The sequence below is a fragment of the Sphingomonas canadensis genome, from assembly GCF_026013525.1.
Lineage (GTDB): Bacteria > Pseudomonadota > Alphaproteobacteria > Sphingomonadales > Sphingomonadaceae > Sphingomonas > Sphingomonas canadensis.
Genome location: NZ_JAPDRA010000002.1, coordinates 308228 through 330861 on the forward strand (window position 1 = coordinate 308228; position 22634 = coordinate 330861).

Genomic DNA, 22634 nt, shown 5'->3' on the forward strand with positions numbered 1-22634 from the left:
TTTATTGACCGCGCCACAGCCTGGCTTGGCGCGGTAATCCCGCGCCGGGCGGCCGTGCCGCGCGCGGGTCAGCCGGCCATCCGGCGTCCGGCCTCGTCCTGCGGCTCGGCCAGGGGGACCTGCTCGGGGGCGAGTTGTACGGGCTGGGCGGCGGCCGGAACCTGGCTGGCGGCAGGCTGCTGGAGCAGGCGGCGCTCGGCCAGCAGGCGGCGGACGCCGGTGGCCGACAGCGGTTTGCCATAGAACCAGCCCTGGCCCTTGGCGATGCCGATCGAGCGCAGCCGCTCCTCCACCTGTCCGTCTTCGATGCCCTCGGCCGTCACCGGCAGGTTCAGCGATTCGCCCAGCCGCGCGATGGCGTTGACGATCGCGGCGGAATCCGCGCTCTCGTTCAGCGACATGACGAAGCTCTTGTCGATCTTGATCCGGTCGAACGGCAGCGCGCGCAGGTGCGCCAGCGACGAATAGCCGGTGCCGAAATCGTCGAGCGCGATGCGCGCGCCCTGGTTCTTCAGGCTGCCGACGATCGATTGCGCCAGCGCCAGATTGTCGAACAGCGAGCTTTCGGTGATCTCGATCTCCAGCCGGTTCGCGGGGAAGCCGGTCTCGGTCATCACCTTGATGATCTTCTGCGCCAGCCATGCGTCGCGGAGCTGCCACGGCGAGATGTTGATCGACAGGCTGAGCGAAGGGTCCCAGTCGCGCGCGGTGGTGAAGGCCTGGCGCATGATCGACAGCGAAAGCTCCGCGATCATGCCGGTTTCCTCGGCGATCGGGATGAACAATTCGGGGCTGATCAGCCCGCGCTGCGGATGTTCCCAGCGGGCCAGCACCTCGAAACCATGCAGGCGGCCCGAGGCAAGGTCGATCTGCTGCTCGAAATAGGGGACGATCTCCATCCGCGGGATGGCGGTGCGCAGCCCGCTCTCCAGCTCGTTGCGAACCTGAAGCTCGCGCTCCATCGAATGATCGAACCAGGCATAGCGGTTGCGGCCCGATTTCTTCGCCGCATACATCGCGATGTCGGCGGACCGCATCAGCGCGTCGATGCTGGGGCAATCGAAGTCCGATCGCGCCACGCCCAGCGAGCAGCTTATGTGCAGGTGCAGCCCTTCGGCCTCGAACGGCTGGGCCATGCGGTTCACCAGCCGCTCGGCGATTCGCTCGACGGTGTCGGGCTGGGCCGCGTCGAACAGGAATCCGCAGGCGAACTCGTCGCCGCCCAGCCGGGCGGTGAGCGCGATCGGCGGCATCGCGGCGGCGATCTCGGCCGCCACCGCGCGCAACAGCGCGTCGCCCACGGCATGGCCGTGCATGTCGTTGATGGTCTTGAAGTGATCGAGGTCGAGCATCATCAGCACCATCGCCTTGCGGCGGCGCTCGGCGCGGACGAACATCGCCGCGCCTTCCTCGGCCAGGCTGCGGCGGTTGAGGAAGCCGGTCAGCGGATCGCGGCTGGCGAGGTGCTGGGCGCGCTCCTCGGCAGCGGCGCGGATGCGCACCTCGTCGCGCAGCGCGCTGTGGCGCCGCCAGCCGAACAGGATCAGCGCGACGTTGAGCAGCAGCGCGATCACCAGCGTGCGGTCCGCGGGCGCGCCGCCCTGGAAATAATATTGCAGCGTGGTCGCCAGCACCGAGCTTCCGGTGCCGACGAACATCAGGATCGCGGCGACGCTGATCGCCCCGGTCAACAGGTCTTGGCGAGCCTTGGCGGGCTGGTTCCGGACGGGGACGTCTAGATCCAGAGACATTTGCAAGCTGCTCCCCCAAAGGTGACGGAACGTTTTGTCACCGCGAGAGTGTAGATCGGGTTAAGCCGCGCAAGGTTTTGGCGTGCCTTGCGCTTTTGCCCGTCCGCCGCTATGTGCCCGCCCGACCGTTCCATGGGACGCGAAGCATTGGGACGCCCAAGGGCGTACGCCGGCCGACGAGGTTTCGTCCGCCGGCGTGTTTTGCGTTTCCGGCACGGCAGGATGGAGTTTGGCGATTGTTCGATAGTCTTAGCGAGCGGCTGGGGGGCGTATTCGATCGCCTGCGCGGGCGCGGCGCGCTATCCGAGGCCGATGTGCGCACGGCGATGCGCGAGGTGCGCGTCGCCCTGCTTGAGGCGGACGTCGCGCTGCCCGTCGCCCGCAGCTTCGTCGACAAGATCACCGAGGCCGCCGTCGGCCAGCAGGTGCTGCGCTCGGTCACGCCCGGCCAGCAGGTCGTCAAGATCGTCCATGACGCGCTGGTGGACATGCTCGGGCCGGAAACGGCGGAGCTGGAGCTGGCCGTCACCCCGCCGGCGGTGGTGATGCTGGTCGGTCTCCAGGGATCGGGCAAGACCACCACCACGGCCAAGCTGGGCCGCCTGCTCAAGTCGCAGGGCAAGAAGGTGATGATGGCGTCGCTGGACGTGAACCGTCCGGCCGCGCAGGAACAGCTCGCCGTACTCGGCACCCAGACGGATGTGGCGACGCTGCCCATCGTCGCGGGCCAGCAGCCGGTGGACATCGCCCGGCGCGCGCTCTCCGCCGCGAAGCTCCAGGGCTTTGACGTGCTGATGCTCGATACCGCGGGCCGCCTGCATGTCGATCAGGCGCTGATGGACGAGATGAAGGCGGTCGCCGGCATCGCGAACCCGGCCGAGATCCTGCTCGTCGTCGACAGCCTGACCGGCCAGGACGCGGTGAACGTCGCCAGCAGCTTCAGCGAACAGGTGCCGCTGACCGGCGTGGTCCTGACCCGCATGGACGGCGATGCGCGCGGCGGCGCGGCGCTTTCGATGCGCGCCGTCACCGGCAAGCCGATCAAGTTCGCGGGCATGGGCGAGAAGCTCGACGCGCTCGAGCCGTTCCATCCCAAGCGCGTCGCGGGCCGCATCCTGGGCATGGGCGACGTGGTGTCGCTGGTCGAAAAGGCCGCCGCCTCGATCGAGCAGGAAGACGCCGAGCGGATGGCGCAGCGGCTTGCCAAAGGCAAGTTCGACATGAACGATCTGCGCGCCCAGCTCGGCCAGATGCGCCGGATGGGCGGCATCGGCGCGCTGGCGGGGATGATCCCGGGCATGAAAAAGGCCCAGGCCGCGGTGGATCAGGTGGGCGGCGACAAGGTGCTGCTGCGCATGGACGCGATGATCACCTCGATGACGCCCAAGGAGCGCGAGAAGCCCGAGCTGATCAACGCCAAGCGCAAGATCCGCATCGCCAAGGGCAGCGGCACGACCGTTCAGGATGTGAACAAGCTGCTGAAAATGCACCAGGAAATGCAGACCGCGATGAAGCGCATCAAGAAGATGGGCGGGCTGAAGGGGCTGATGGGCCTGTTCGGCGGCGGCGGTGGCGGCATGGGCGGCATGGGGGGAGCGGGCGGCCCCGGCGCGGCCGGTGCGCCCGACATGGGCGACATGATGGGCAAGCTGGGCGGCCCCGGCGGCCTTCCCGGGCTGGGCGGCCCCGGCATGCCGAAGCTGCCCCCTGGTTTCGAGAATTTCCTGAAAAAGAAGTGATTTAAGACTTAGAGTTAGAGAAGGAAGAGAAGTACAATGGCACTTTCCATGCGTCTTTCGCGCGGCGGTTCGAAGAAGCGCCCCTATTACCGGATCGTGGTGGCCGACGGCCGCAGCCCGCGTGACGGCAAGTTCATCGAGAAGATCGGCACCTACAACCCGCTGCTCGCCAAGGATTCGCCGGAGCGCGTGAAGCTGGACGGCGATCGCGCCAGCTATTGGCTGGGCGTCGGTGCGCAGCCGACCGATCGCGTCGCCCGCTTCCTCGACGCCGCCGGCATCAAGGAGCGCGCCGCGCGCAACAACCCGAAGAAGGCCGAGCCGGGCGAGAAGGCCAAGGAGCGCGCCGAGGAGCGTGCCGAGAAGCAGAAGGCCGCCGAGGAAGCCCAGGCCGCCGAGGCCGTGGCCGTCGTCGCCGCCGAGGTGGAAGCCGCCACCGCGGAGCCGACTCCGGAGGCCGAGCAGGTCGCCGAGGCGACCGCCGAAGAGACCCCGCCGGCCGAGGCCTGATCCTACTCCCCCTCCCGCTTGCGGGAGGGGTCAGGGGAGGGCCTGTGAGCCATTCCGCCCCGACAGGGAAAAGCCTTCCCGCATCCCCTCCCGCTGCCGGGAGGGGAGAGCGGGTGGTCACGCTGGCCGTCGTCATCGGCGCGCATGGCGTGGCGGGCGAGGTGCGGCTCAAGGTCTTCGCGCAGGACCTTGCCGCCTTCCGCGCCTTCAACGGCGGCGCGCTGACGCTGCGGAGCGCGCGGCAAGGCCCGAACGGCACGATCGCGCGCTTCGCCGAGGTGGCCGATCGCAACGCCGCCGAGGCGCTGCGCGGCACCGAGCTGACCGTACCGCGATCCGCGCTGCCGCCGCTGGGCGAGGGCGAATATTATCATTGCGACCTGATCGGTCTCGCCGCCGTTTCCGAGGGCGGGGAGCCGATCGGCCGTGTCGTCGCGGTCGACAATTTCGGCGCGGGCGACGTGATCGAGGTCGAGCGGCCCGCCGCGGGCGACCGGCCGGGCACGCGCTTCATGGTGCCGATGCAGCCCCGGGCCGTGCCCCGCTGGGACGATTTGACGCTCACCATCGCGGACGGCTGGGCGGATTGAGGCCGCCCCGGTATCGTCGCGCCATCGGCGTGGCGATCAGGGAGATTCGGTGATGCGGTGGATGCTGGCTTCGGCCCTGGCGATGGCGTTCGCGCCGCTCCCCGCCGCCGCCCAGACGGTGGCGGAGCACAACGAACTTCCCGCGCCCGCGCGCGCCGCCATCGACAAGGCCTTCGCCGACTTCCGCGATCGCACGCCCGTTCCCGGCATGGTCTATGCCGTGGTGCGCGACGGGCGGATCGTCCACCTCGGCGCCTGGGGCGTACAGGAGATCGGCGGATCGGCCGTCACCGCACAGACCCATTTCCGCATCGCATCGATGAGCAAGGCGTTCACCGCGCTGGCGATCCTCTCGCTGCGCGACAAGGGCAAGCTCTCGCTGGACGATCTGGCGGAGAAGCACATCCCCCAGATGCGCCGCTGGACCTATCCCACCGCCGATGCGCCGCGCATCCGCATCCGCGACCTGCTCCAGCATGTCGCCGGCTTCGTCACCGACGATCCCTGGGGCGATCGCCAGCAGGTTATGAGCGAGGCCGATTTCACCCGCACCATCGCCGCGGGCGTGCCGTGGAGCCGGGTGGGGCAGAGCCAGCATGAATATTCCAACTTCGGCTATGCGCTGCTCGGCCGCATCGTCACCAATGTTTCGGGCATGCCGTACCAGCAGTATATCCGGCGCACGATCCTGGAGCCGCTGGGGATGCGCGAGACCGGCTATGAGGTCGGCAATGTCGGCAAGGACCGGCTGGCCGCCGGCTATCGCTGGGAGAATGACCAGTGGGTGCTGGAGCCGTTCATGAAGGACGGCGCGTTCGGCGCGATGGGCGGGATCAACACCACCGCCGAAGACTATGCGAAGTGGGTCGCGTTCCTGCTTTCCGCCTGGCCGGCGCGCGACGATCCCGATGCCGGGCCGGTGAAGCGCGCGACCGTGCGCGAGATGGCGCAGGGCCTCAACTTCGTCCGTATCGCCCCGCGCCCCGGCGCGGCGGCGGACGACAAATGCGTCCATGCCATCGCCTATGGCATGGGCATGCGCGTGTCGCCCGATTGCGACCTTGGGCTCACGCTGTTCCATGGCGGCGGCTATCCCGGCTACGGCAGCTTCGTGGTGCTGGCGCCGGAGACGGGCACGGCGGTGTTCGGCTTCGCCAACCGCACCTATCAGGCGCCGTCGCTGCCGGTATGGCAGTCGCTGTGGGCGCTGGCCCGCGCGGGGGTGATCGCGCCGCGCCCGGTGCCGCTGAACCCGCTGCTGGGCGAGATGCAGGATATCGCGCGTGCCGCCTATCGCGCGGGCGGGCTGGGGCCGCTGGAGGGGCGGCTGGCGATGAACTTCCTGCTCGATCGTTCGGCGGAAAACTGGGCCGCGGAATTCGCCCGGATCAAGGGCCTGGTGGGCGAATGCTCCACCGCCGAGCCGCTTGCGCCGACCGGCAGTCTTTCGACCGCGTTCCGATGGAATTGCGAGAAGGGGCAGCTCGACGGCCAGATCCTGCTTTCGCCCACCAATCCGCCCGCGATTCAGGCGCTGCGCTTCAATCCGCGTCCGGCGCCCTAGGCGGGCAGGGCGTCACGATGGCGTAATATATATCGGATATATGGGAATTAGATGAGCGAACCGGCGCACCCGCAGGCTTCGCACCGGGATCACCCGGTCTGGGCATTGCTTTCCCGCTACACCATCGGCCCGGAAGACGCCGCGCTCGGCTTCGCACGGCGCCTTGCGCGCGAGAACGGCTGGAGCCTCGACCATGCGGGCCGCGTGATCGAGGAATATAAGCGCTTCGCCTTCCTGGCTGTCACCGGCACGCGCGACGTGACGCCCTCCGACCCGGTCGACCAGGCCTGGCACCTGCACCTCACCTATTCGCGCGATTATTGGGAGCGCTTCTGCCCCCAGGTGCTGGGCCGCGCGCTGCACCACGGGCCGACGCTGGGGGGCGAGGGGGAGCGCCACCGCCACTTCGCCCAATATGCCGATACGCTGAAACGCTATGAGGCCGAGTTTGGCCCGCCGCCCGCCGATATCTGGCCCCCGGCCGCGCATCTGTTGCTGGAGGCGCCGCACCTGCGCCGCGTCGATCTGCGCGGGCGGCTGATCGTGCCGCGCTCGCTTGCCTGGGCGGCGGTTGCGGCGGTGGCGCTGCTTGCCATCCTGCTTGTGTCGATGATCGTGTTGGAAGCGAAAGGCTGACTGCGATGACTTCACCCTTTGATCTTACCGGGCCGATGTTCCTGCTGCTGTATCTGGCCCTGCTGGCGGCAGCGATCGTGGCGGGCATGCTGCTGCCGCGCTGGCTGCGCGCGGAGGGGCGCGAGCCTGCGGTGACCGATCCGGACCAGCTTGCCTATCTGGCCGGCGGCCGCACGCGGCTGGCGGAGACGGTCACCTCCCGCCTGCTCGCCTCCGGCGCGATCGCGATCGACGCCGGGGGCCGGTTTCAGCATGGCGAGCATGCCCGCGGGCGCACCGCGGCCGAGCGTGCGGTGCTCGCGCTGCCCCAGGACGCGCGCTGGACCCGGGTTTCGGCCGCGGTCGCCCGGCAGGCGGACGGGGTGGCACAGCGGCTCACCGACGCGGGGCTGCTGCTCGACGGCGGCGAGGCGCTGCGCGCGCGGATCGTGCAGACCTTGCCCTATCTGCTGGTGATGGCGATCGGGCTGGTGAAGCTGAACGTCGGGCTGGAGCGCGAACGGCCGGTGGAGGCACTGACGGTGCTGCTGGTGATTACCGGGGTGCTGGCGCTGATCCGCTTCGCCGTGCTCGATCGCCGGACGCGCGGGGCGCTGGCGGTGCTGGCCTCGGCGCGGGCGCGCAGCGAGCGCCTGCGGCTGGCGCCCACCGCGCCGGAGACCGACATGGCGGTTGCGCTGTTCGGCACCGCGGTACTCGCCGGATCGGGCTGGGCGGCGTTCCACAGCCTGCGGACGTCGAGCGGCAGCAGCGACTCCGGCGGCAGCGGGTGCAGCAGCGACAGCGGATGCAGCGGCGGCGACGGTGGTGGCGGCGGCTGCGGCGGTTGCGGCGGCGGGGACTGACGGGGGGACATCGCCCGGCGGGCCTGCTAGACAAGGGGCCATGCTCGCCCTCTTCGAAATGATGGCCGTCCACCTCCTCGCGCTGGCGATCCTCGCCCTGACGCGGCGCGGGCGCGCGCCCTGGCTGGCCGAGGACGCGCTGCTCTACGTCATCGGCCTGGGGCCGGCGCTGGCGATCCCCTTCCTCACGCTGTCGGGCGAACTGGCGCTGGGGCCTGTCGGCGTGACCGGATATATGGCCGGGCTGTTGCTGACGGGGGTGATCGGCACCGGCACCGCCCTGACGGTGGAGAGCGCTCCGTCGCGGCGGGCTTGACGCTCCGGCGGCGCGTATATACCTGATGTATATACGGAGGCCGTGATGACCAAGGAATATCGCGCCCGCACCTTCAAGTCGGGCAATTCGGTGGCGCTGCGCCTGCCGAAGGGCCTGGGCATCGAGCCCGGCCGCGAGATGCGCGTGCGCGAGGAGCAGGGCCGCTTCACGGTCGAACCGGCGGACGTGAAGCGCAAGATCGACGTGAGCAAATTTTGGGGAAAGGCGCCGGGCCTGACCGTGCCGTCGCGTGATGACTTCGATGATCCGCCGCGCGCGTGGGATCGGCCCGGCTGGCCGGGTTGGCCCGATTCCAGCACGCCCGAATGACGATCGCGCTGCTCGGCACGGACATGTGTCTCTACGCTCTCGCCGGGTCGCATCCGCGGCTGCGTGAACGCCTGGAGGATCGCGAGCCCGGATCGGTTGCGATCTCGGCCGTCACCCTCGCCGAGATCGCGCTGGGATCGGCGAACGGCAAGGCTCCGCCCGTCGAGGTGCTGGACGCATTCGTCGAGCAGATCATACTCTTGGATTTCGATGGTGCGGCGGCCTGGGCCTATGCGTCTCTTCCGTTCCGGCGAGGGCGTTTCGACCGGTTGCTGGGTGCGCATGCGCTGAGCCTGGGAGCGGTGCTCGTCACCGACAACGAACGCGACTTTGCCGATATTCCCGGCCTGCAGATCGAGAACTGGACCCTGTGACCTTCGCCGCGACGATCCTGACGCTCTATCCGGAGATGTTCCCCGGCCCGCTCGGCCATTCGCTCGCCGGGCGTGCGCTGCGCGAGGGGCTGTGGCGGTTCGAGGCGGTGCAAATCCGCGATTTCGCCGCCGACCGGCATCGATCGGTGGACGATACCCCGGCCGGGGGCGGGGCGGGGATGGTGATGCGCGCCGATGTGGTGGCGTCCGCGCTGGACAGCGTGGCCGCGGCCGGCCGCCCGGTGCTGGCGATGACGCCGCGCGGAGCGCCGCTCACCCAGGCCCGCGTGCGCGATCTGGCGGCGGGCCCGGGCGCGGTGATCCTGTGCGGCCGGTTCGAGGGGATCGACGAGCGGCTGTTCGAGGCGCGCGCCATCGAACCGGTGTCGATCGGCGACTATGTGCTGTCCGGGGGCGAGATGGCGGCGCTGACGCTGCTCGACGCTTGCATTCGCCTCATTCCCGGCGTAATGGGCGCGGCTTCCAGCGGCATGGACGAGAGCTTCGAGACGGGGCTTCTCGAATATCCGCAATATACCCGACCTGTCGAATGGGAAGGGCGCACGATCCCCGAAGTGCTGCGATCGGGGGATCATGCGAGGATCGCGGCCTGGCGCAAGCAGATGGCCGAGACCGATACACGGCTAAGGAGGCCGGACCTTTGGGAGCGCCATGAGGGCGCTCGGGTCAAGCCTCCCTCTGGCGCGCGGCAGAGAAGCAAGGACGAATGAGATGAACCTCATCCAGACGCTCGAGGCCGAGCAGATCAAGAAGTTCAACGAAGCCAAGAAGATTCCGGAATTCCGCCCGGGCGACACGCTGAAGGTCGGCGTGAAGGTGGTCGAGGGCGACCGCACCCGCGTCCAGAATTTCGAGGGCGTGTGCATCGCCCGCGCCAACAAGGGCATGGGCAGCAGCTTCACCGTCCGCAAGATCAGCTTCGGCGAGGGCGTCGAGCGCGTCTTCCCGCTCTATTCGCCGAACATCGATTCGATCGAGGTCGTCCGCCGCGGCGTCGTGCGCCGTGCGAAGCTCTATTATCTGCGTGGCCGCACCGGCAAGTCGGCGCGTATCGCCGAGCGCCGCGACGTCCGCACCGAGGAAGCCGCGGCCGAGTAATCGCCGCCTTCCGTGCTGGAACGAAAAGGGCGCCGGTCAATCCCGGCGCCCTTTTTCGTGCCCGCGCACGCAGCGGTTCAGCGGACGCAGAGCTTCAGGAACTTCGCCGCGGCGATCGAACCGTCGGAGATGTCCAGCCACTTGGTCTCCGCTTCGGACAGGCTGAAGTGGAACGTTTCCTTACCGTCCTCGTCCAGGTCGATCATCTCGCGCAGGCGGATCGTGCTGGCCGCGCAATCGATCTCCTCGCGCGAATGCGATTCGGCGGGATCGTCGGCCTTGGTATCCTCCGCTCCCGTGAAGTCGGCCCGGATCCAGAAGGCGACGATGTCGCCCTTTCGCACGATCGAGGCGGAGTCGTAATCGTATCGGATGCCGCTTTCGGATTCGACCAGGAACATCCAGTCGGCATCCGGGCCGGGTGCGGCCTGGGGCGCGGAAACGGCGGCCAGCGCCCATGCAAGCTTCGCGATCAGCAACCGGCTTCTCCCCCTCGCCCGCGCGACGCGGCGCGCAATGAAAGCCTATGCCGCGCGGGTGCAGGCCGCAATGCCCCCGCTTGCATCCGCCGGAGGCCGGCCGTGAAATTCAACGGCCACGCCATCTCTGCCGCGTTCGATCCTGCTGTGCCGAAGTCTTGCTCCGCCAGCGCGACCGGATCGGCCGGGGCGAGGTGCGATTGCCGCCGCAGCTTCGCCACCGGCACGCCGTCCCGCTGGCAATTGTCCGGCACCGGCACCGCAAGGGCAAGGGCAAGGGCATGGGCATGCGCATGGGCATGCGGCAGGCCGTGTAATGCGGGGTGAAACGGATGGATTCGCGATGCGGCGGGGGCCTATCTGGCGGTTTCTGCCGTTGCCGATCGCCGAAGATTGATTGTATGTGTCAGATACAATTTTCGACCGGCTGGGCGCGGCCCCTTGGCCGCGCGGGGGAGAGGGTGCAATGCCGATCGATAGTGCCCCGGCCGCGCGCGCCGGACTGGCGGCCCCCGTTCCGGCGGCGCATTGAGGAGTATCCATGGCCTATCCCGAGCTTTGCATGATCATCGACGGCGAGCGCGTCACGGGCGGCGGGCGCCGCACGCATGCCGTCGTCAATCCCGCCACCGGTGAAACGCTGGGCGAGCTGCCGCTGGCGAGCGCAGCCGATCTCGATCGCGCGCTGGAAACGGCGGCGCGGGGGTTCCGCATCTGGCGCGATTCCACGCCGCAGCAGCGCGCCGCCGTGCTCCAGGGCGCGGCCCGGCTGATGCTGGAGCGGCAGGAGGATATCGCCCGCGTCGCGACGATGGAGGAAGGCAAGACCATCGGCGAGGCGCGCATCGAAGTGCTGATGAACGTCGGCCTGTTCAACTTCTATGCCGGGGAGGCCGCGCGCCTCTATGGCCGCTCGCTGGTGCGGCCGGCGGGCACGCGATCGACGGTCACCTGGGAGCCGGTAGGCCCCGTCGCCGCCTTCGCGCCGTGGAACTTCCCCATCGGAAACCCCGGCCGCAAGCTGGGCGCGCCGATCGCGGCCGGCTGCTCGGTGATCCTCAAATCGGCCGAGGAAACGCCCGCCAGCGCGATCGCGGTGCTCCAGTGCCTGCTCGACGCCGGGCTGCCCAAGGAGGTGGCGCAGGCGGTGTTCGGCGTGCCGGACGAGGTGTCGCGCCACCTGCTCGGATCGCCGGTGATCCGCAAGCTGAGCTTCACCGGATCGACCGTTATCGGAAAGCATCTCGCCAAGCTGGCCGCAGAGGACATGAAGCGCACCACCATGGAGCTGGGCGGCCATGGCCCGGTGCTGGTGTTCGACGACGTCGATGTCGATCAGGTGCTCGATACGATGGTCCCGGCCAAGTTCCGCAACGCGGGCCAGGTCTGCGTCTCGCCGACGCGCTTCATCGTCCAGGAGGACGTGTTCGACCGCTTCCGCCAGGGCTTTGCCGAGCGCGCCGCGCGGCTGGTGGTGGGCGACGGGCTCGATCCCGCCAGCCAGATGGGGCCGATGGCCAACCCGCGCCGCCCGGACGCGATGGAGCGGCTGATCGGCGATGCCGTGGCGCGCGGCGGCAAGTTGCACACCGGCGGCGAGCGGATCGGCAACCGCGGTTTCTTCTACCGGCCGACGCTGTTGTCCGAAGTGCCGCTGGATGCCGACATCCTGAACGAGGAGCCGTTCGGCCCGGTCGCGATCGCCAACCCCTTCGCGAACGAGGAGGCGATGATCGCCGAGGCGAACCGGCTGCCCTATGGCCTGGCCGCCTATGCCTGGACGCAGGACGCCAAGCGCCAGCGCCGCCTTGCGCGCGAGGTTGAGAGCGGGATGGTGGGGATCAACACCACGATGATCGGGGGCGCCGACGCGCCGTTCGGCGGCGTGAAATGGTCTGGCCACGGATCGGAGGACGGGCCGGAAGGCGTGCAGGCCTGCCTGGTGGTGAAGGCCGTGCATGAGGGCTGATCCGGCCGCTTCGGCCCGAGCTGCGTAGTTTCAAGACTGGAGAGTATAGCTTGACACACGAACTGAAGACCGGCGGTGATCGCGGCTATCTGCGCATCGCGTCCGAGGAAGCTTTTGGCGTCCGCGAGATCATCGACGTCTATCTGCGCATGGTACGCGACGGCACCGCGGACAAGGCGACCACGTCGCTCTGGGGCTTCTATGCCACCAGCACCTCCGAACGCGCGCAGCTTATCATGGAGCGCCTGCTCGACCTGGGTGAGCGCCGTATCGCGGACATGGATGCGACCGGCATCGACAAGGCGGTGCTCTCGCTCACCTCGCCCGGCGTCCAGCCGTTCCTGGACGTGGCGGAGGCGACCGCAATGGTCGGCCGTGCCAACGACACGCTGAAGGATGCATGCGAGCGCTATCCGGACCGCTTCTACGGCATGACCTCGATCGCACCGCAGGACCCCGAATGGTCCGCCGCCGAGATCCGTCGGGGCGCCGGCGAACTGGGCTTCCACGGCGTGATGGTGAACAGCCACACCCAGGGCCATTATCTGGACGAGCCGCAGTTCGATCCGATCCTGCGCGCCGTGGCCGATGCCGGGCAGGTGCTCTACATCCATCCCCAGTCGCCGCCCGACGCGATGATCGGAACGATGGTGGAGGCCGGGCTGGACGGCGCGCTGTTCGGCTTCGGCGTGGAGACCGCGTTCCACACGCTGCGGCTGATGACGTCGGGCGTGTTCGATCGCTATCCCGATCTTCAGGTGATGATCGGTCATGGCGGCGAGGCGCTGCCCTATTGGCTGTTCCGCCTGGACTATATGCATCGCGCGGGCGTCGCCTCGCAGCGCTATGAGCGGATGAAGCCGCTGAAGCGCTGGCTTCCGGAGATCATGCGCAAGAATATCCTGGTCACCACCAGCGGCATGGCATCGCCGCCCGCGATCAAGCTGTGCCTCGACGTGATGGGCGAGGATCGTGTGCTCTATGCGATGGACTATCCCTATGAATATGTCGGTGACGAGGTGCGTACCCACGACCTGCTCGACATTCCGGACAGCACCAAGAAGAAGCTGATGCAGACCAACGCCGAGCGGGCCTTCGGCCTGTGAAGTCCCCGCGCCGCAATCCGTCCGCCGGCAAGCGTGGCGGGCGGATTGACGGGCGCGGGCTTTTCCCCCATCCGGGCGGCATGGCGGAAACAAGCCCGGCAGGGCCGCCGTCCGCGGCGGACGCGGATGGCATCGGCGAGATCGACTCGATCCTGGGCTTCCACATCCGGTTGGCCTATGGAACCGTCTATCGCCACTTCACCGAAACCTTCACGGATCTGGGGCTGACCCAGAAGCAGGTTTCGGTGCTGTGGCTGATCGACGATCATCCCGATATCGCCCAGGCGGACATCGGCAGGCGTCTTCAGATCGACCGCGCGACCGTGATGGCGATCGTCAACCGGCTGCAGAAGCGCGGCTTTGTGGAGCGTGGGCGCTCGTCCAGCGACAAGCGCCGCCAGACGCTGCACATGACCGTGCTGGGCCATGAGGCGCTGGTGAACGCGCGCGAAGCGATCCTGGAGCATGAGCGCTGGCTCAAGAGCCGCTTCAGCCCTGCCGAGGTGCGCGACCTGATCGACAAGCTGCGCCGCATCCACCAATAGCGCGGCGCGCTACCAGCGCAGCAGCCGCGGCCCCAGCAGCGCGCCCAGCCCGGTCGCCGCGGCGATGCCCAGCGAATACCAGCTCAGCACGAACAGCGCCGAAGGCTCGGCGCAATGCAGCGAATAGACGAAGGTCGCCGCCGCGCCCGAAGCCAGGCCCGCCGCCGCCCCCGCCAGCGCCAGCCGCGTGGGCGCCAGCCGCCGCATCGCCAGCATCAGCGCCGCCATCACCGGCAGCGAGAAGAACAGGATGCGCCACGGGCATTCGCGCCAGCTTCCCCCCAGCCACATCGCGGGCCAATGCGACACGGGGCTGCGCATCATCTCGCCTGCCGCGATGCCCGCCAGCAGCAGCACCGGGGGCAGCGCGGCGGCGATCAGCCAGGGCGCGGGCGTGCGCGCCTCCGGCCGCGCGAGCCGCAGCGCGGCGGCGGTGGCGATCACGCACAATGCCAGCGCATAGCCCAGCTTGATCCACAGCATCGGCGATCCCATCGCGGCGGCCAGATCGGGCCGGAAACCGGCGATCAGCCCCATCGCCACGGTGGTGGCCAGCGCACCCCCTGCGAGCGCCGCGAGCATCAGCCGCGATGGCCCTCCCGGACGCACGGGGGGCACGTCCTGCGCCAGCCGGTCGATCAGCAGGTCCGCGTGCATCGTCATTTCCCCCGAACCCGCGCCGCCAGCGCCTTGATCCCGCGATGCACCGAAACCTTCACGTCGGATTCGCTCATGCTGCGCAGGCCCGATGCCTCGGCAATGCTCAGCCCGTCGATCCTGGTGTCCGCGATCGCCCGCGCCTGCTTGGCGGGCAGGCCGCGCAGCAGGCGGCCGATATCCAGCCGCGCGCCGGCCTCGTCCTCGAAGCCTTCGCGCACCAGCATCGCCGACAGGTCCTCGATGTTTGCATGGCGGCGGTGGCGGCGGAAATGGTCGATCAGCTTGTAGCGGGCGATGGCATACATCCATGCGGTGAAGGGACGGCGGGGGTCATAGGTCGCGCGGCGCGTGTGCACCGCGATCAGCGTTTCCTGCACCAGATCCTCGGCATCGTCGCGCAGCTCGCCCAGACGGCGGGTGAAGAAGCCGCGCAGCACCGGGGCGATCAGCGACAACAGGTTGCGGTGCGCCCCGGCGTCGCCCGCCAGGCCGGCCGTCATCAGCATCCGCAACTGTTCCTCGCTTGCCCGCATCGCCGCTCCACGATGCCATTCGCCCGCGCGCCGGGAAAGGTTACGCCGCCGCGCTCAGGGCTCGATATAGATGCGCTGCACCTTGCGGCCGATCCGCACCATCAACTCGTGCGCGATCGTGCCGCCCAGCGTCGCCGCCGCCTCCGGCCGGATCACATGCCCGCCGTGCGTGCCGTACAGCAGCACCTCCGCGCCGTCCTCCACCGGGCCGATGTCGGTCACGTCCACCAGCATCTGGTCCATGCTGATCGCGCCCACGATCGGTGCCGGGCGGCCGCCGATCAGTACATGGCCCTTGCCCGAAAGGCTGCGCGGCATCCCGTCGTCATAGCCATAGGGGACGACGCCCACGCGCACCCGGCGCGGCGCGGTGAAGGTCGCGTTATAGCCGAAGCGGCTGCCGGGTGAGAATTCGCGCGTGCTGGCCACATGGCTGGTGACGCCGATCGCCAGCTCCAGCGCCAGCGGGTCATGGTCCACCGGCGCGGCATGGATGCCGTAGAGCCCGATGCCCACGCGCACCATGTTGTAGTGCGCCTGGGGGAAGCGGATCGTGCCCGCGGTATTGGCGGCGTGGATGCGCAGCCCGTCGAACCCCTCGGCCTTCAGCGCGGCGATCACCGCGTCGAAGGTGGCGATCTGATCCAGCGTGGCATCGTCCGCGCCCGCATCCTCGGCCGAGGCGAAATGGGTGGCGAGCCCGTCGAGCCGCAGCCCCGGGCAGTCGCGGATGCGCCGCGCCAGCGCCACCGCCTCGCCGGGCTCAACGCCCACCCGGTGCATGCCCGTATCCACCTTCAGATGCACCGGCAGCGGCGCCGATCGCGAAGCCGCGCGCGCCAGGAACCGCTCCACGATGCTGCGCGAATAGAGCACGGGCGTCAGCCGGTATTCGGCCAGCGCGTCCATGTCGTCGCGATCGGGGAGGAAGACGTAGATTTCCTGCGATGCCCCCGCCAGCCGCGCGGCGATGCCCTCCTGCGTGGAGGATACGCCGATATGCGCGACGCCGAGCTGCGGCATCCATCGCGCGAGCTGGACCAGATCGGTGCCATAGGCCAGCGCCTTCAGCACCGCCATCACCGCCACCTCGCCGCCGCAATGCCGGCGGAACTTGGCGATGTTGCCCGCGATGGCGCCCAGATCGACCCACAGCGCGCGCTGGGCGATCGATCCGGACAGGTGGCGCGCGGCGTTGGACAGGCCCAGCCCGCGCGGCCCCTTGAACAGCACGGTGTCGCCGCGCCGGAGCAGCGGGCGCAGCTCGTGCTGGAGCGCGTCGGGATCGGCCGCGTGCATCACCACGCCATCGGGCTTGCGCGCGCGATAGCCCTCTGCGGTGGCGGCCGGGATGTCCGGCCCCACCAGCGCCAGGTGGCTGCACCCATATTCGGCGGCACAGGCGCCCACCCGGGCATGTTCCTCGAGCGAAAGCCCCGCCAGCTCGCGCATCCCGCCGAACGCGAACAGGAAACGCCCCTCGGCCGGCGTACTCAGCGCGGCGGTGCGGATCGCGGCGAGGACGGAGAGTGGATCGGCGCTGTGCGCGTCGTTGATGATGCGGATGCCCTCCGATGAGGAGAGGACCTCCATCCGCGTCGGGCTGGGCGCATAGCCTTCGAGCGCGCCCGCGATCTCGCGCAGCGGCACGCCCAGCAGCCGCGCGGCGGTAACGGCCATGCGCAGGTCCGCGACGATCTCGGGCGATCGCGTGCGGACCTCCACCGAATGGCGCTCCTCGCCCTCGATCAGGTCCAGCACCTGCCCGTTGCTGACGAACGATCCGGGGACGATGCGCACCATGCCCGCATCGGCGCCGACGCGGACGATGCGGCACTTCAGCTTCGCCAGATGCGGCTCGATCAGCGGCTCGCCGTCGGGCACGATCAGCCAGCCTTCGGGCGGCAGGCTGGCGAACAGCGCCATCTTCTCCGCCGCGATCGCCTCGCGGCTGCCGAAGCTGGCGAAATGCGCCTTGCCGATATTGACCAGGATGCCGATATCGGGCGCCGCGATCCGTTCCAGCCGCGCCATCTCGCCGGGCTGGGAGATGCCGGCCTCCAGCACTGCAAGCTCGACGCTGCGTCCGGCCGAAAGCACCGCCACCGGCAGGCCGAGCTGGCTGTTGAAGCTGCCGGGCGAGGCGAACACGTCGCGCCGCGCCAGCAGCGTCTCCAGCATGTTCTTTACCACCGTCTTGCCGTTGCTGCCGGTGATCGCCAGCACCCGGCCCAGCGCCTCGCGCCGGTGCCAGCGGGCCAGATCCTGCAATGCCGCGAGCGGGGAGGGGACGGCGATGGCGGCCAGCCCGGCGGGCACCTGCGCGCCCTCCGCCACCAGCGCGGCGGCCGCGCCGTTGCGCTGGGCATCGGCCAGGAAGCGATGCCCGTCGGTCGCCGAGCCCTTCAGCGCGACGAACAGCGCGCCGGGCGAAGCCGCCCGCGAATCGGTGCAGATACGGTGGATCGTGCGGTCTTCGCCGCCCGTCAGGACGCCGCCGACGATCTGTGCGATTCTGGAGAGCGGCAACGCGATCATGGGAACCCCGGCGCCCTATCATCGCGTTGGGGCGCTGTCACCCGCCCCGATCCGGCGCGGTGACGGCGGATTTTCCGGCAACACTGCCATTACCTGCAATAATACGTAGGTTTTTCCGTATGATAGCTGTTGCAACCGGCGCCTGCCCCGAATAGCCATTGTCGTGTGACGACAGACTTTTCCGACGGCGCCGTTCGGGCCTCCAACTTCCTGAAGGCGCTGTCCGGGCGGAGCAGGATGGCGCTGCTGCTGCACCTGCGGCACGGCGAGCAGTCGGTGGGCGAGCTGGCCCGGCTGACGGGCGCGCGCGACACCGCGGTTTCGCAGCAGCTCGCGGTGCTGCGGTCCAGCGGCGTGGTCTCCGCGCGGCGCGACGGGCAGACGATCTATTATTCGCTGACGAACGATGCCGCCGCCAGCGTTCTGGCGATCCTCGACGATCTGTTCGGCGGGCTGAATCCGTCCTCGGGCTGAATCCGGCGCTATCCCAGCGCGGCGCGCAGCCGCTCGATATCCTCGCGCCGGGCGAGCTGCGTGCCGGGGGCGAGCAGCGCGGCGGCGCCGGCGGCCAGGCCCCAGCGCACCGCCTCCGCCGGTTCCGCCCCGCGTGAGAGCATCAGCACCATCGCCGCGATCATCGAATCCCCGGCGCCGACGCCGCTCACGGCCTTGACCGGGATCGCCGCGAACCGCTCCGCCCCGGCTTCGCTGACCAGCAGCGCCCCGCGCTCGGCGAGCGACACCAGCACCATCTGCGCAAAGCCGCGCGCCAGCAGCTCGCGGGCCGCTTCCACCTGTGCCGCCTCCTCGCTCACATCGCGTCCGGCCAGCGCGCCCAATTCGCTGTAGCTCGGCTTGATCAGGAACGGGCGCACGCCCTCGCATGCCGCCAGCGCGGGGCCGGAGCTGTCGATCACCAGCCGGGCGCCGGTGCGCGCGGCGATGGCGGCGATGCGGCGGTAGAGCGCCGCCGCCTCCACACCCGGCGGCATGCTGCCGCTCACCACGATCCAGCGCGGCGGCCCGCCGATTCCCTCCAGCGCGGCGATCACCGCGTCCAGCTCGGCGGGGGCGATCTGCGGGCCGGGCAGGATGAAGCGGAACTGGTCGCCGCTGCCGGTCTCGTCCACGGTGAAGCTCTCGCGCGTGGTTCCGGCGATGGGGACGGGCAGGGCGGGCACCCCGGCCCCGGCCAGCAGCGCGCTCACCGCGGCGCCCGTCGGCCCGCCCGCGGGGAACAGCGCGATCGCGTCGCCACCCAGCGCGCGCACCACCCGCGCCACGTTGATCCCGCCGCCGCCGGGATCGCGCCGGGGCGGCGCACAGCGCAGCTTGTGGACCGGCTCGACCTGCGGAACGCTGGTCGTCACGTCCAGCGCGGGGTTCATCGTCAGCGTTACGATTTCGGCCATCGGCTCCCTCAGCGGCGCACGCGGTTCAGCACGGCGCGCGCCGCGGGAACGATCAGGTCCAGCGGGCGGTTCACCCGCATCCGGTGCCATCCGCCCAGATCGCCCACCGGCCGGCGCGATTGATCGCGCACCACGTCGATGCTGGCGTCGGATGCGTCGCCGGCCCGTTCGGCGACGCGGGCGATGCGGTCCTGCTCGGGCGCCTCCAGCCAGATGCCGGTGAAGGGCGCGCGCATCTGGCGGGCGAGCAACTCGGCCACCTCGCGCTCGCTGCGGCTCATGAACACGCCGTCCAGGATCACGCTGGTCCCGCACGACAGATGCTGCTGGGCGGATTCGAACATCGCCTCGAACGTCTCTTCGTCGTTGCGGCGGGTGTAATGGGCGGGGGGCAGCCGGGTTTCGGGGGGCAGCCCGGCGATGCGCTTGCGGAACACGTCGCTGCGCAGGATGCGCGCGCCCGGCGCCCGGCCGATGCGGCTGCCCAGCATCCGCGCCAGCGTCGTCTTGCCCGTGCCCGAAAGCCCGCCGATCGCCACCAGCCGCGGCGGCACGGGGTTGAGCAGCTCCAGCGCCAGCCGCGCGTCGCGCGTGCGCAGCGACAGGAACAGCGGCAGCAGCGTCCATCCCGCCGCGCCCTGGGGCGATACGTCGACATAGCGGTTGGCGATCATGTTCGCCTGGGTGCCCAGGCCGATCGACCAGAGGTCCGCCAGCAGCGCCGCCAGATCGAGCAGCACGTCGATCGGCTCGCCGGCGCCGGGCGCCAGGCGCAGCTCGCCGTCCACGATCGCGATGCTGGCCAGCCCGATGTCGCCATGGCCGCGCCGCACCCTTCCGGAGCGCGAGCGGGTGTCCAGATGGGGGGTGCAGCGCGTCAGCTCGGCCGCCTGCGCCGCCAGCAGCGGATCGTCCGCCGCCAGCCGCGCGCGCACCAGCGCGGCATCGTCGGCCGCCAGCGCGGGGGCCGCGGCATGAAGCGCGACGATGCGATCGGCCAGCCGCAGCATCGCCGGCGGTTCCAGCATGCGCAGCGCCCCGGGCTCGCTCAGCAGCGAACCCGTCGAAGCATCCGAACTCGCGGCATCCGCCGCCATCGCACCTCTCCATCCAGGCGCCGGCCAGTGCGCCCGGGGGAGCTGATAGCGGATCGTTTTGCGATTGGCACCACCCCTGGGCGCGCCGCCTGCATCACCGCGCCGGGGCGGCTGCCAATGCCTGGCGGATCGCGGTGTACAGCGGCTTGGGCTTGAACGCCGCGTCATAGGGCGTGGCGCGCATCGGCGCCTTGTCCTTGCGCGGGCTGAAGCCGTTGAGCCAGGTGTATTTGTCGCACATGCCCCAGGCGAGCACGTCCTTGAGCTGCGTGTAGCTCAGGCAGATGTCCAGATAGGCCTTGGAATAGTCCGCGATCGCGCGGTCGCGCGTGGCGATATCGGCGGGCAGCGCCGCGTCGTTCACGTCGAATTCGGTGATGGCCAGCCGGTATCCCATGCCCACCACCTCGTCCAGGAAGGCCCGCCAGTCGGATTCCTGGCGCCCCACCAGCCGGGCGGTGGGCTCGTTGCCCACCCAGATGTGCGATTGCAGCCCCAGCGTGTCGCACGGCACCCCGCGCTTGCGGAAAGCCTCCAGCATCTTCAGCACGCCGCTGCGGAACGGGCCCTGGCCGGGTTCCCAGCTCATATAGTCGTTATAGACCAGCTCGGCGTCCGGCGCGGCGGCGCGGGCGGTGTGGAAGGCAAGGTCCAGCATCGCCTCCGTTCCGCCCATCGCCTTCGACACGTTGGATTCGCGCAACGCGCCGGTCTGGTCGTCCACCGTCTCGTTGACCACGTCGAAGCTGGCGATCCGCCCGGCGTAGAGCTTGCCCACCGTCTTGATGTGCTGGGTCAGCAGGCGGGTGGCTTCCTTCTTCGGATCCGCGCCGAAATCATGGTCGAGCAGCCAGCGGGGGAAACGCTCGGTCTTGTGCCAGAACAGCGTGTGGCCGCGCATCGCCATGCCCTTGGCCTCGGCATAGTCGATCATGTCGGCGAAGCGTTCGACGTCGAAGGTCTTGGCATCGGGGCGCAGCGCCTGCCACTTGAACTCGTTCTCTGCCACCAGCACGCCGCAGTCGCGCTCCAGCAGCGCGGCATAGGCGGGGTTGGCGAAGGATGCGCGGTCGGCGCCGGACTGGCTCCAGGAGACGCACGATCCGAAGCGCAGGCCGCGGGTCTTCGCCACCGCGTTCAGCCCCGGCTCGCCCTGTGCCATGGCAAGGGCGCGGCCGGCGCCCGCCGTCAGCGCCGCGATGCCGCCCGCGGCCAATGCGGTACGGCGCGTGAGCCTGGTCATCTTCCTCTCCTCGGTTGCGGGCTCACCAGCTAAAGACGGTGCCGTCCTCAAGCCGCGCGACCGGAAGGTACGCCCGCTTGTATTCGTATCTGGCGGCCAGGGCCTCGTCGATGGTCACGCCCAGCCCGGGTGCATCGCCCGGATGCAGCATGCCGTCCGCCAGGCGATAGGCGTGCGGGAACACCGCGTCGGTCTCGTCGGTGTGGCGCATATATTCCTGGATTCCGAAATTGGGCACCGAGAGTCCGAAGTGCAGCGCCGCGGCCATGCACACCGGCGACAGGTCGGTCGCGCCATGGCAGCCGGTGCGCACCTGGTAGAGATCGGCCAGGCTGGCGACGCGGCGCAGGTGGGTGATCCCGCCGCCGTGGACCACGGTCATGCGGATATAGTCGATCAACTGCTCCTCGATGAGCTGCTTGGCGTCCCAGATGGTGTTGAACACCTCGCCCACCGCCAGCGGCGTGGTGGTGTGCTGGCGGATGACGCGGAAGGCGGCCTGGTTCTCGGCTGGTGTCGCATCCTCCAGCCAGAACAGGCGGAAGGGCTCTAGCTCCTTGCCCAGCCGCCCCGCCTCGATCGGGGTGCAGCGATGGTGGACGTCGTGCAGCAGGTGGACGTCCCATCCCAGCGCGTCGCGCGCCTTCTGGAACAGCGGCGGCACCGATCGCATGTATTTCTCGGTCGACCACAGGCTTTCGGTCGGCAGGTCCGCGTCGGCGGGCTCGTAGAAATAGCGGTCCTTCGACACGCCATAGGTCGCCGCCAGCCCCGGCACGCCCGATTGCAGGCGGATCGCCCTATAGCCCTGCTCCTTGTAGTGGAGCGCGTTGTCGATCGTCTCCTCGATGTCGCGGCCGTTGGCGTGGCCATAGACCATGCAGCCCTCGCGGCTCGCCCCGCCCAGAAGCTGGTAGAGCGGCAGCCCCGCCACCTTGCCCTTGATGTCCCACAGCGCCATGTCCACCGCGGCGATCGCCGCCATGGTCACCGGTCCGCGCCGCCAATAGGCGCCCTTGTAGAGGAACTGCCAGACGTCCTCGATCCGGTGCGCGTCGCGGCCGATCAGCATCGGCACGACATGCTCGGAAAGATAGCTGGCCACCGCCAGCTCGCGCCCGTTCAGCGTGGCGTCGCCCAGTCCCGTCACGCCGTCGCTGGTTTCGATCAGCAGCGTCACGAAGTTGCGGCCCGGGCAGGTGATGATCACCCGTGCCGATTTGATGCGGCTCATGCGCGGCGACTCCTCGCCTTGCGATCTGCGCGCTCCGCCATATC

Annotated in this window: 25 protein-coding genes; 16 read left to right on the plus strand and 9 right to left on the minus strand. The window is 69.5% G+C overall.

All coding sequences use genetic code 11. From position 1 onward, the window contains the following. Positions 1 to 68 precede the first annotated feature (68 nt). Positions 69 to 1751, minus strand: a complete 1683-nt coding sequence (locus tag OM513_RS06500) for a putative bifunctional diguanylate cyclase/phosphodiesterase (protein ID WP_264943338.1) — start codon at positions 1749 to 1751, stop codon at positions 69 to 71. Between the two features lie 236 nt (positions 1752 to 1987). Between OM513_RS06500 and ffh the strand changes: the two genes are divergently transcribed. From ffh to rplS, 11 genes are all read left to right on the plus strand, one after another. After that, positions 1988 to 3490 carry a signal recognition particle protein gene (ffh, locus tag OM513_RS06505; RefSeq protein ID WP_264943339.1) on the plus strand — a complete coding sequence of 501 codons (1503 nt, stop codon included), beginning with the start codon at positions 1988 to 1990 and terminating at the stop codon, positions 3488 to 3490. A 36-nt stretch (positions 3491 to 3526) separates the two neighbouring features. Further along, positions 3527 to 4000 carry a 30S ribosomal protein S16 gene (gene rpsP, locus OM513_RS06510; RefSeq protein ID WP_264943340.1) on the plus strand — a complete coding sequence of 158 codons (474 nt, stop codon included), beginning with the start codon at positions 3527 to 3529 and terminating at the stop codon, positions 3998 to 4000. Between the two features lie 113 nt (positions 4001 to 4113). After that, positions 4114 to 4590 carry a ribosome maturation factor RimM gene (gene rimM / locus OM513_RS06515; RefSeq protein WP_264943341.1) on the plus strand — a complete coding sequence of 159 codons (477 nt, stop codon included), beginning with the start codon at positions 4114 to 4116 and terminating at the stop codon, positions 4588 to 4590. Positions 4591 to 4642: 52 nt separating this feature from the next. After that, positions 4643 to 6154 carry a serine hydrolase domain-containing protein gene (locus OM513_RS06520; RefSeq protein WP_264943342.1) on the plus strand — a complete coding sequence of 504 codons (1512 nt, stop codon included), beginning with the start codon at positions 4643 to 4645 and terminating at the stop codon, positions 6152 to 6154. Positions 6155 to 6205: 51 nt separating this feature from the next. Then, positions 6206 to 6790 (plus strand): glycine-rich domain-containing protein, encoded by a 585-nt coding sequence (locus OM513_RS06525; protein ID WP_264943343.1) that lies wholly within the window; start codon positions 6206 to 6208, stop codon positions 6788 to 6790. 5 nt (positions 6791 to 6795) lie between these two features. Continuing rightward, positions 6796 to 7635 carry a TIGR04222 domain-containing membrane protein gene (locus OM513_RS06530; RefSeq protein ID WP_264943344.1) on the plus strand — a complete coding sequence of 280 codons (840 nt, stop codon included), beginning with the start codon at positions 6796 to 6798 and terminating at the stop codon, positions 7633 to 7635. A gap of 40 nt (positions 7636 to 7675) precedes the next feature. Next, positions 7676 to 7951, plus strand: coding sequence for a hypothetical protein (locus OM513_RS06535; protein WP_264943345.1), 276 nt, complete (start codon positions 7676 to 7678; stop codon positions 7949 to 7951). A gap of 45 nt (positions 7952 to 7996) precedes the next feature. Beyond that, a complete protein-coding gene (locus OM513_RS06540; RefSeq protein ID WP_264943346.1) occupies positions 7997 to 8281 on the plus strand; it encodes an AbrB/MazE/SpoVT family DNA-binding domain-containing protein in 285 nt (94 codons plus the stop codon). Further along, positions 8278 to 8655: a type II toxin-antitoxin system VapC family toxin gene (locus tag OM513_RS06545; RefSeq protein WP_264943347.1), complete on the plus strand. Its 378-nt coding sequence runs from the start codon at positions 8278 to 8280 to the stop codon at positions 8653 to 8655. The genes OM513_RS06540 and OM513_RS06545 overlap by 4 nt, the downstream gene beginning before the upstream one ends. Then, positions 8652 to 9386, plus strand: coding sequence for a tRNA (guanosine(37)-N1)-methyltransferase TrmD (gene trmD, locus OM513_RS06550; protein ID WP_264943348.1), 735 nt, complete (start codon positions 8652 to 8654; stop codon positions 9384 to 9386). The genes OM513_RS06545 and trmD overlap by 4 nt, the downstream gene beginning before the upstream one ends. A 1-nt stretch (position 9387) precedes the next feature. Continuing rightward, positions 9388 to 9774: a 50S ribosomal protein L19 gene (gene rplS / locus OM513_RS06555; RefSeq protein ID WP_264943349.1), complete on the plus strand. Its 387-nt coding sequence runs from the start codon at positions 9388 to 9390 to the stop codon at positions 9772 to 9774. Positions 9775 to 9851: 77 nt separating this feature from the next. Here rplS and OM513_RS06560 read toward each other — a convergent pair whose 3' ends face one another. Beyond that, positions 9852 to 10253, minus strand: a complete 402-nt coding sequence (locus OM513_RS06560; protein WP_264943350.1) for a surface-adhesin E family protein — start codon at positions 10251 to 10253, stop codon at positions 9852 to 9854. Between the two features lie 194 nt (positions 10254 to 10447). Between OM513_RS06560 and OM513_RS06565 the strand changes: the two genes are divergently transcribed. The 4 genes from OM513_RS06565 to OM513_RS06580 all read left to right on the plus strand — a co-directional run bounded on the left by OM513_RS06565 (position 10448) and on the right by OM513_RS06580 (position 13873). Beyond that, a complete protein-coding gene (locus OM513_RS06565; protein WP_264943351.1) occupies positions 10448 to 10570 on the plus strand; it encodes a hypothetical protein in 123 nt (40 codons plus the stop codon). Between the two features lie 224 nt (positions 10571 to 10794). After that, positions 10795 to 12222 (plus strand): NAD-dependent succinate-semialdehyde dehydrogenase, encoded by a 1428-nt coding sequence (locus OM513_RS06570; RefSeq protein ID WP_264943352.1) that lies wholly within the window; start codon positions 10795 to 10797, stop codon positions 12220 to 12222. 50 nt (positions 12223 to 12272) lie between these two features. Further along, positions 12273 to 13328, plus strand: coding sequence for an amidohydrolase family protein (locus OM513_RS06575; RefSeq protein WP_264943353.1), 1056 nt, complete (start codon positions 12273 to 12275; stop codon positions 13326 to 13328). A gap of 80 nt (positions 13329 to 13408) precedes the next feature. Continuing rightward, a complete protein-coding gene (locus OM513_RS06580) occupies positions 13409 to 13873 on the plus strand; it encodes a MarR family winged helix-turn-helix transcriptional regulator (RefSeq protein WP_264943354.1) in 465 nt (154 codons plus the stop codon). Positions 13874 to 13882: 9 nt separating this feature from the next. Here OM513_RS06580 and OM513_RS06585 read toward each other — a convergent pair whose 3' ends face one another. From OM513_RS06585 to alr, 3 genes are read right to left on the minus strand one after another with little or no spacing between them, the layout of a single operon-like run. Next, entirely contained in the window at positions 13883 to 14536 is a 654-nt protein-coding gene (locus OM513_RS06585) for a DUF1109 domain-containing protein (RefSeq protein WP_264943355.1), read from the minus strand. Continuing rightward, positions 14533 to 15066: a sigma-70 family RNA polymerase sigma factor gene (locus tag OM513_RS06590; protein ID WP_264943356.1), complete on the minus strand. Its 534-nt coding sequence runs from the start codon at positions 15064 to 15066 to the stop codon at positions 14533 to 14535. Before OM513_RS06590 ends, OM513_RS06585 begins: the two co-directional genes overlap by 4 nt. A 54-nt stretch (positions 15067 to 15120) precedes the next feature. Then, positions 15121 to 17604 (minus strand): alanine racemase, encoded by a 2484-nt coding sequence (gene alr, locus OM513_RS06595; protein WP_264943357.1) that lies wholly within the window; start codon positions 17602 to 17604, stop codon positions 15121 to 15123. 165 nt (positions 17605 to 17769) lie between these two features. Here alr and OM513_RS06600 point away from each other — a divergent pair, with 165 nt between their 5' ends. Continuing rightward, complete coding sequence (locus OM513_RS06600) at positions 17770 to 18078, plus strand: ArsR/SmtB family transcription factor (protein ID WP_264943358.1); 309 nt, start codon at positions 17770 to 17772, stop codon at positions 18076 to 18078. Positions 18079 to 18086: 8 nt separating this feature from the next. On the opposite strand, the gene OM513_RS06605 is transcribed toward OM513_RS06600, so the two are convergent. The 4 genes from OM513_RS06605 to manD all read right to left on the minus strand — a co-directional run bounded on the left by OM513_RS06605 (position 18087) and on the right by manD (position 22590). After that, positions 18087 to 19016 (minus strand): 1-phosphofructokinase family hexose kinase, encoded by a 930-nt coding sequence (locus tag OM513_RS06605; protein WP_264943359.1) that lies wholly within the window; start codon positions 19014 to 19016, stop codon positions 18087 to 18089. A gap of 8 nt (positions 19017 to 19024) precedes the next feature. Continuing rightward, positions 19025 to 20113: an AAA family ATPase gene (locus OM513_RS06610; RefSeq protein ID WP_264943360.1), complete on the minus strand. Its 1089-nt coding sequence runs from the start codon at positions 20111 to 20113 to the stop codon at positions 19025 to 19027. Positions 20114 to 20207: 94 nt separating this feature from the next. Next, on the minus strand, positions 20208 to 21356 hold the full coding sequence (locus OM513_RS06615) for an endo-1,4-beta-xylanase (protein ID WP_264943361.1): 1149 nt from the start codon (positions 21354 to 21356) through the stop codon (positions 20208 to 20210). Between the two features lie 22 nt (positions 21357 to 21378). Next, complete coding sequence (gene manD, locus OM513_RS06620; RefSeq protein WP_264943362.1) at positions 21379 to 22590, minus strand: D-mannonate dehydratase ManD; 1212 nt, start codon at positions 22588 to 22590, stop codon at positions 21379 to 21381. Between the last annotated feature and the right edge of the window lie 44 nt (positions 22591 to 22634).

Excerpts from the sequence above, each read along its gene's own strand:
- OM513_RS06535 (WP_264943345.1), top strand. The coding sequence starts at position 7,676 with ATGCTCGCCCTCTTCGAAATGATGGCCGTCCACCTCCTCGCGCTGGCG.
- manD (WP_264943362.1), bottom strand. The coding sequence starts at position 22,590 with ATGAGCCGCATCAAATCGGCACGGGTGATCATCACCTGCCCGGGCCGC.
- OM513_RS06500 (WP_264943338.1), bottom strand. The coding sequence starts at position 1,751 with ATGTCTCTGGATCTAGACGTCCCCGTCCGGAACCAGCCCGCCAAGGCT.
- OM513_RS06520 (WP_264943342.1), top strand. The coding sequence starts at position 4,643 with ATGCGGTGGATGCTGGCTTCGGCCCTGGCGATGGCGTTCGCGCCGCTC.
- OM513_RS06610 (WP_264943360.1), bottom strand. The coding sequence starts at position 20,113 with ATGGCGGCGGATGCCGCGAGTTCGGATGCTTCGACGGGTTCGCTGCTG.
- OM513_RS06605 (WP_264943359.1), bottom strand. The coding sequence starts at position 19,016 with ATGGCCGAAATCGTAACGCTGACGATGAACCCCGCGCTGGACGTGACG.
- OM513_RS06590 (WP_264943356.1), bottom strand. The coding sequence starts at position 15,066 with ATGCGGGCAAGCGAGGAACAGTTGCGGATGCTGATGACGGCCGGCCTG.
- OM513_RS06545 (WP_264943347.1), top strand. The coding sequence starts at position 8,278 with ATGACGATCGCGCTGCTCGGCACGGACATGTGTCTCTACGCTCTCGCC.
- OM513_RS06570 (WP_264943352.1), top strand. The coding sequence starts at position 10,795 with ATGGCCTATCCCGAGCTTTGCATGATCATCGACGGCGAGCGCGTCACG.
- rplS (WP_264943349.1), top strand. The coding sequence starts at position 9,388 with ATGAACCTCATCCAGACGCTCGAGGCCGAGCAGATCAAGAAGTTCAAC.
- OM513_RS06615 (WP_264943361.1), bottom strand. The coding sequence starts at position 21,356 with ATGACCAGGCTCACGCGCCGTACCGCATTGGCCGCGGGCGGCATCGCG.
- OM513_RS06530 (WP_264943344.1), top strand. The coding sequence starts at position 6,796 with ATGACTTCACCCTTTGATCTTACCGGGCCGATGTTCCTGCTGCTGTAT.
- alr (WP_264943357.1), bottom strand. The coding sequence starts at position 17,604 with ATGATCGCGTTGCCGCTCTCCAGAATCGCACAGATCGTCGGCGGCGTC.
- OM513_RS06525 (WP_264943343.1), top strand. The coding sequence starts at position 6,206 with ATGAGCGAACCGGCGCACCCGCAGGCTTCGCACCGGGATCACCCGGTC.
- rpsP (WP_264943340.1), top strand. The coding sequence starts at position 3,527 with ATGGCACTTTCCATGCGTCTTTCGCGCGGCGGTTCGAAGAAGCGCCCC.
- OM513_RS06540 (WP_264943346.1), top strand. The coding sequence starts at position 7,997 with ATGACCAAGGAATATCGCGCCCGCACCTTCAAGTCGGGCAATTCGGTG.
- OM513_RS06585 (WP_264943355.1), bottom strand. The coding sequence starts at position 14,536 with ATGACGATGCACGCGGACCTGCTGATCGACCGGCTGGCGCAGGACGTG.
- OM513_RS06580 (WP_264943354.1), top strand. The coding sequence starts at position 13,409 with ATGGCGGAAACAAGCCCGGCAGGGCCGCCGTCCGCGGCGGACGCGGAT.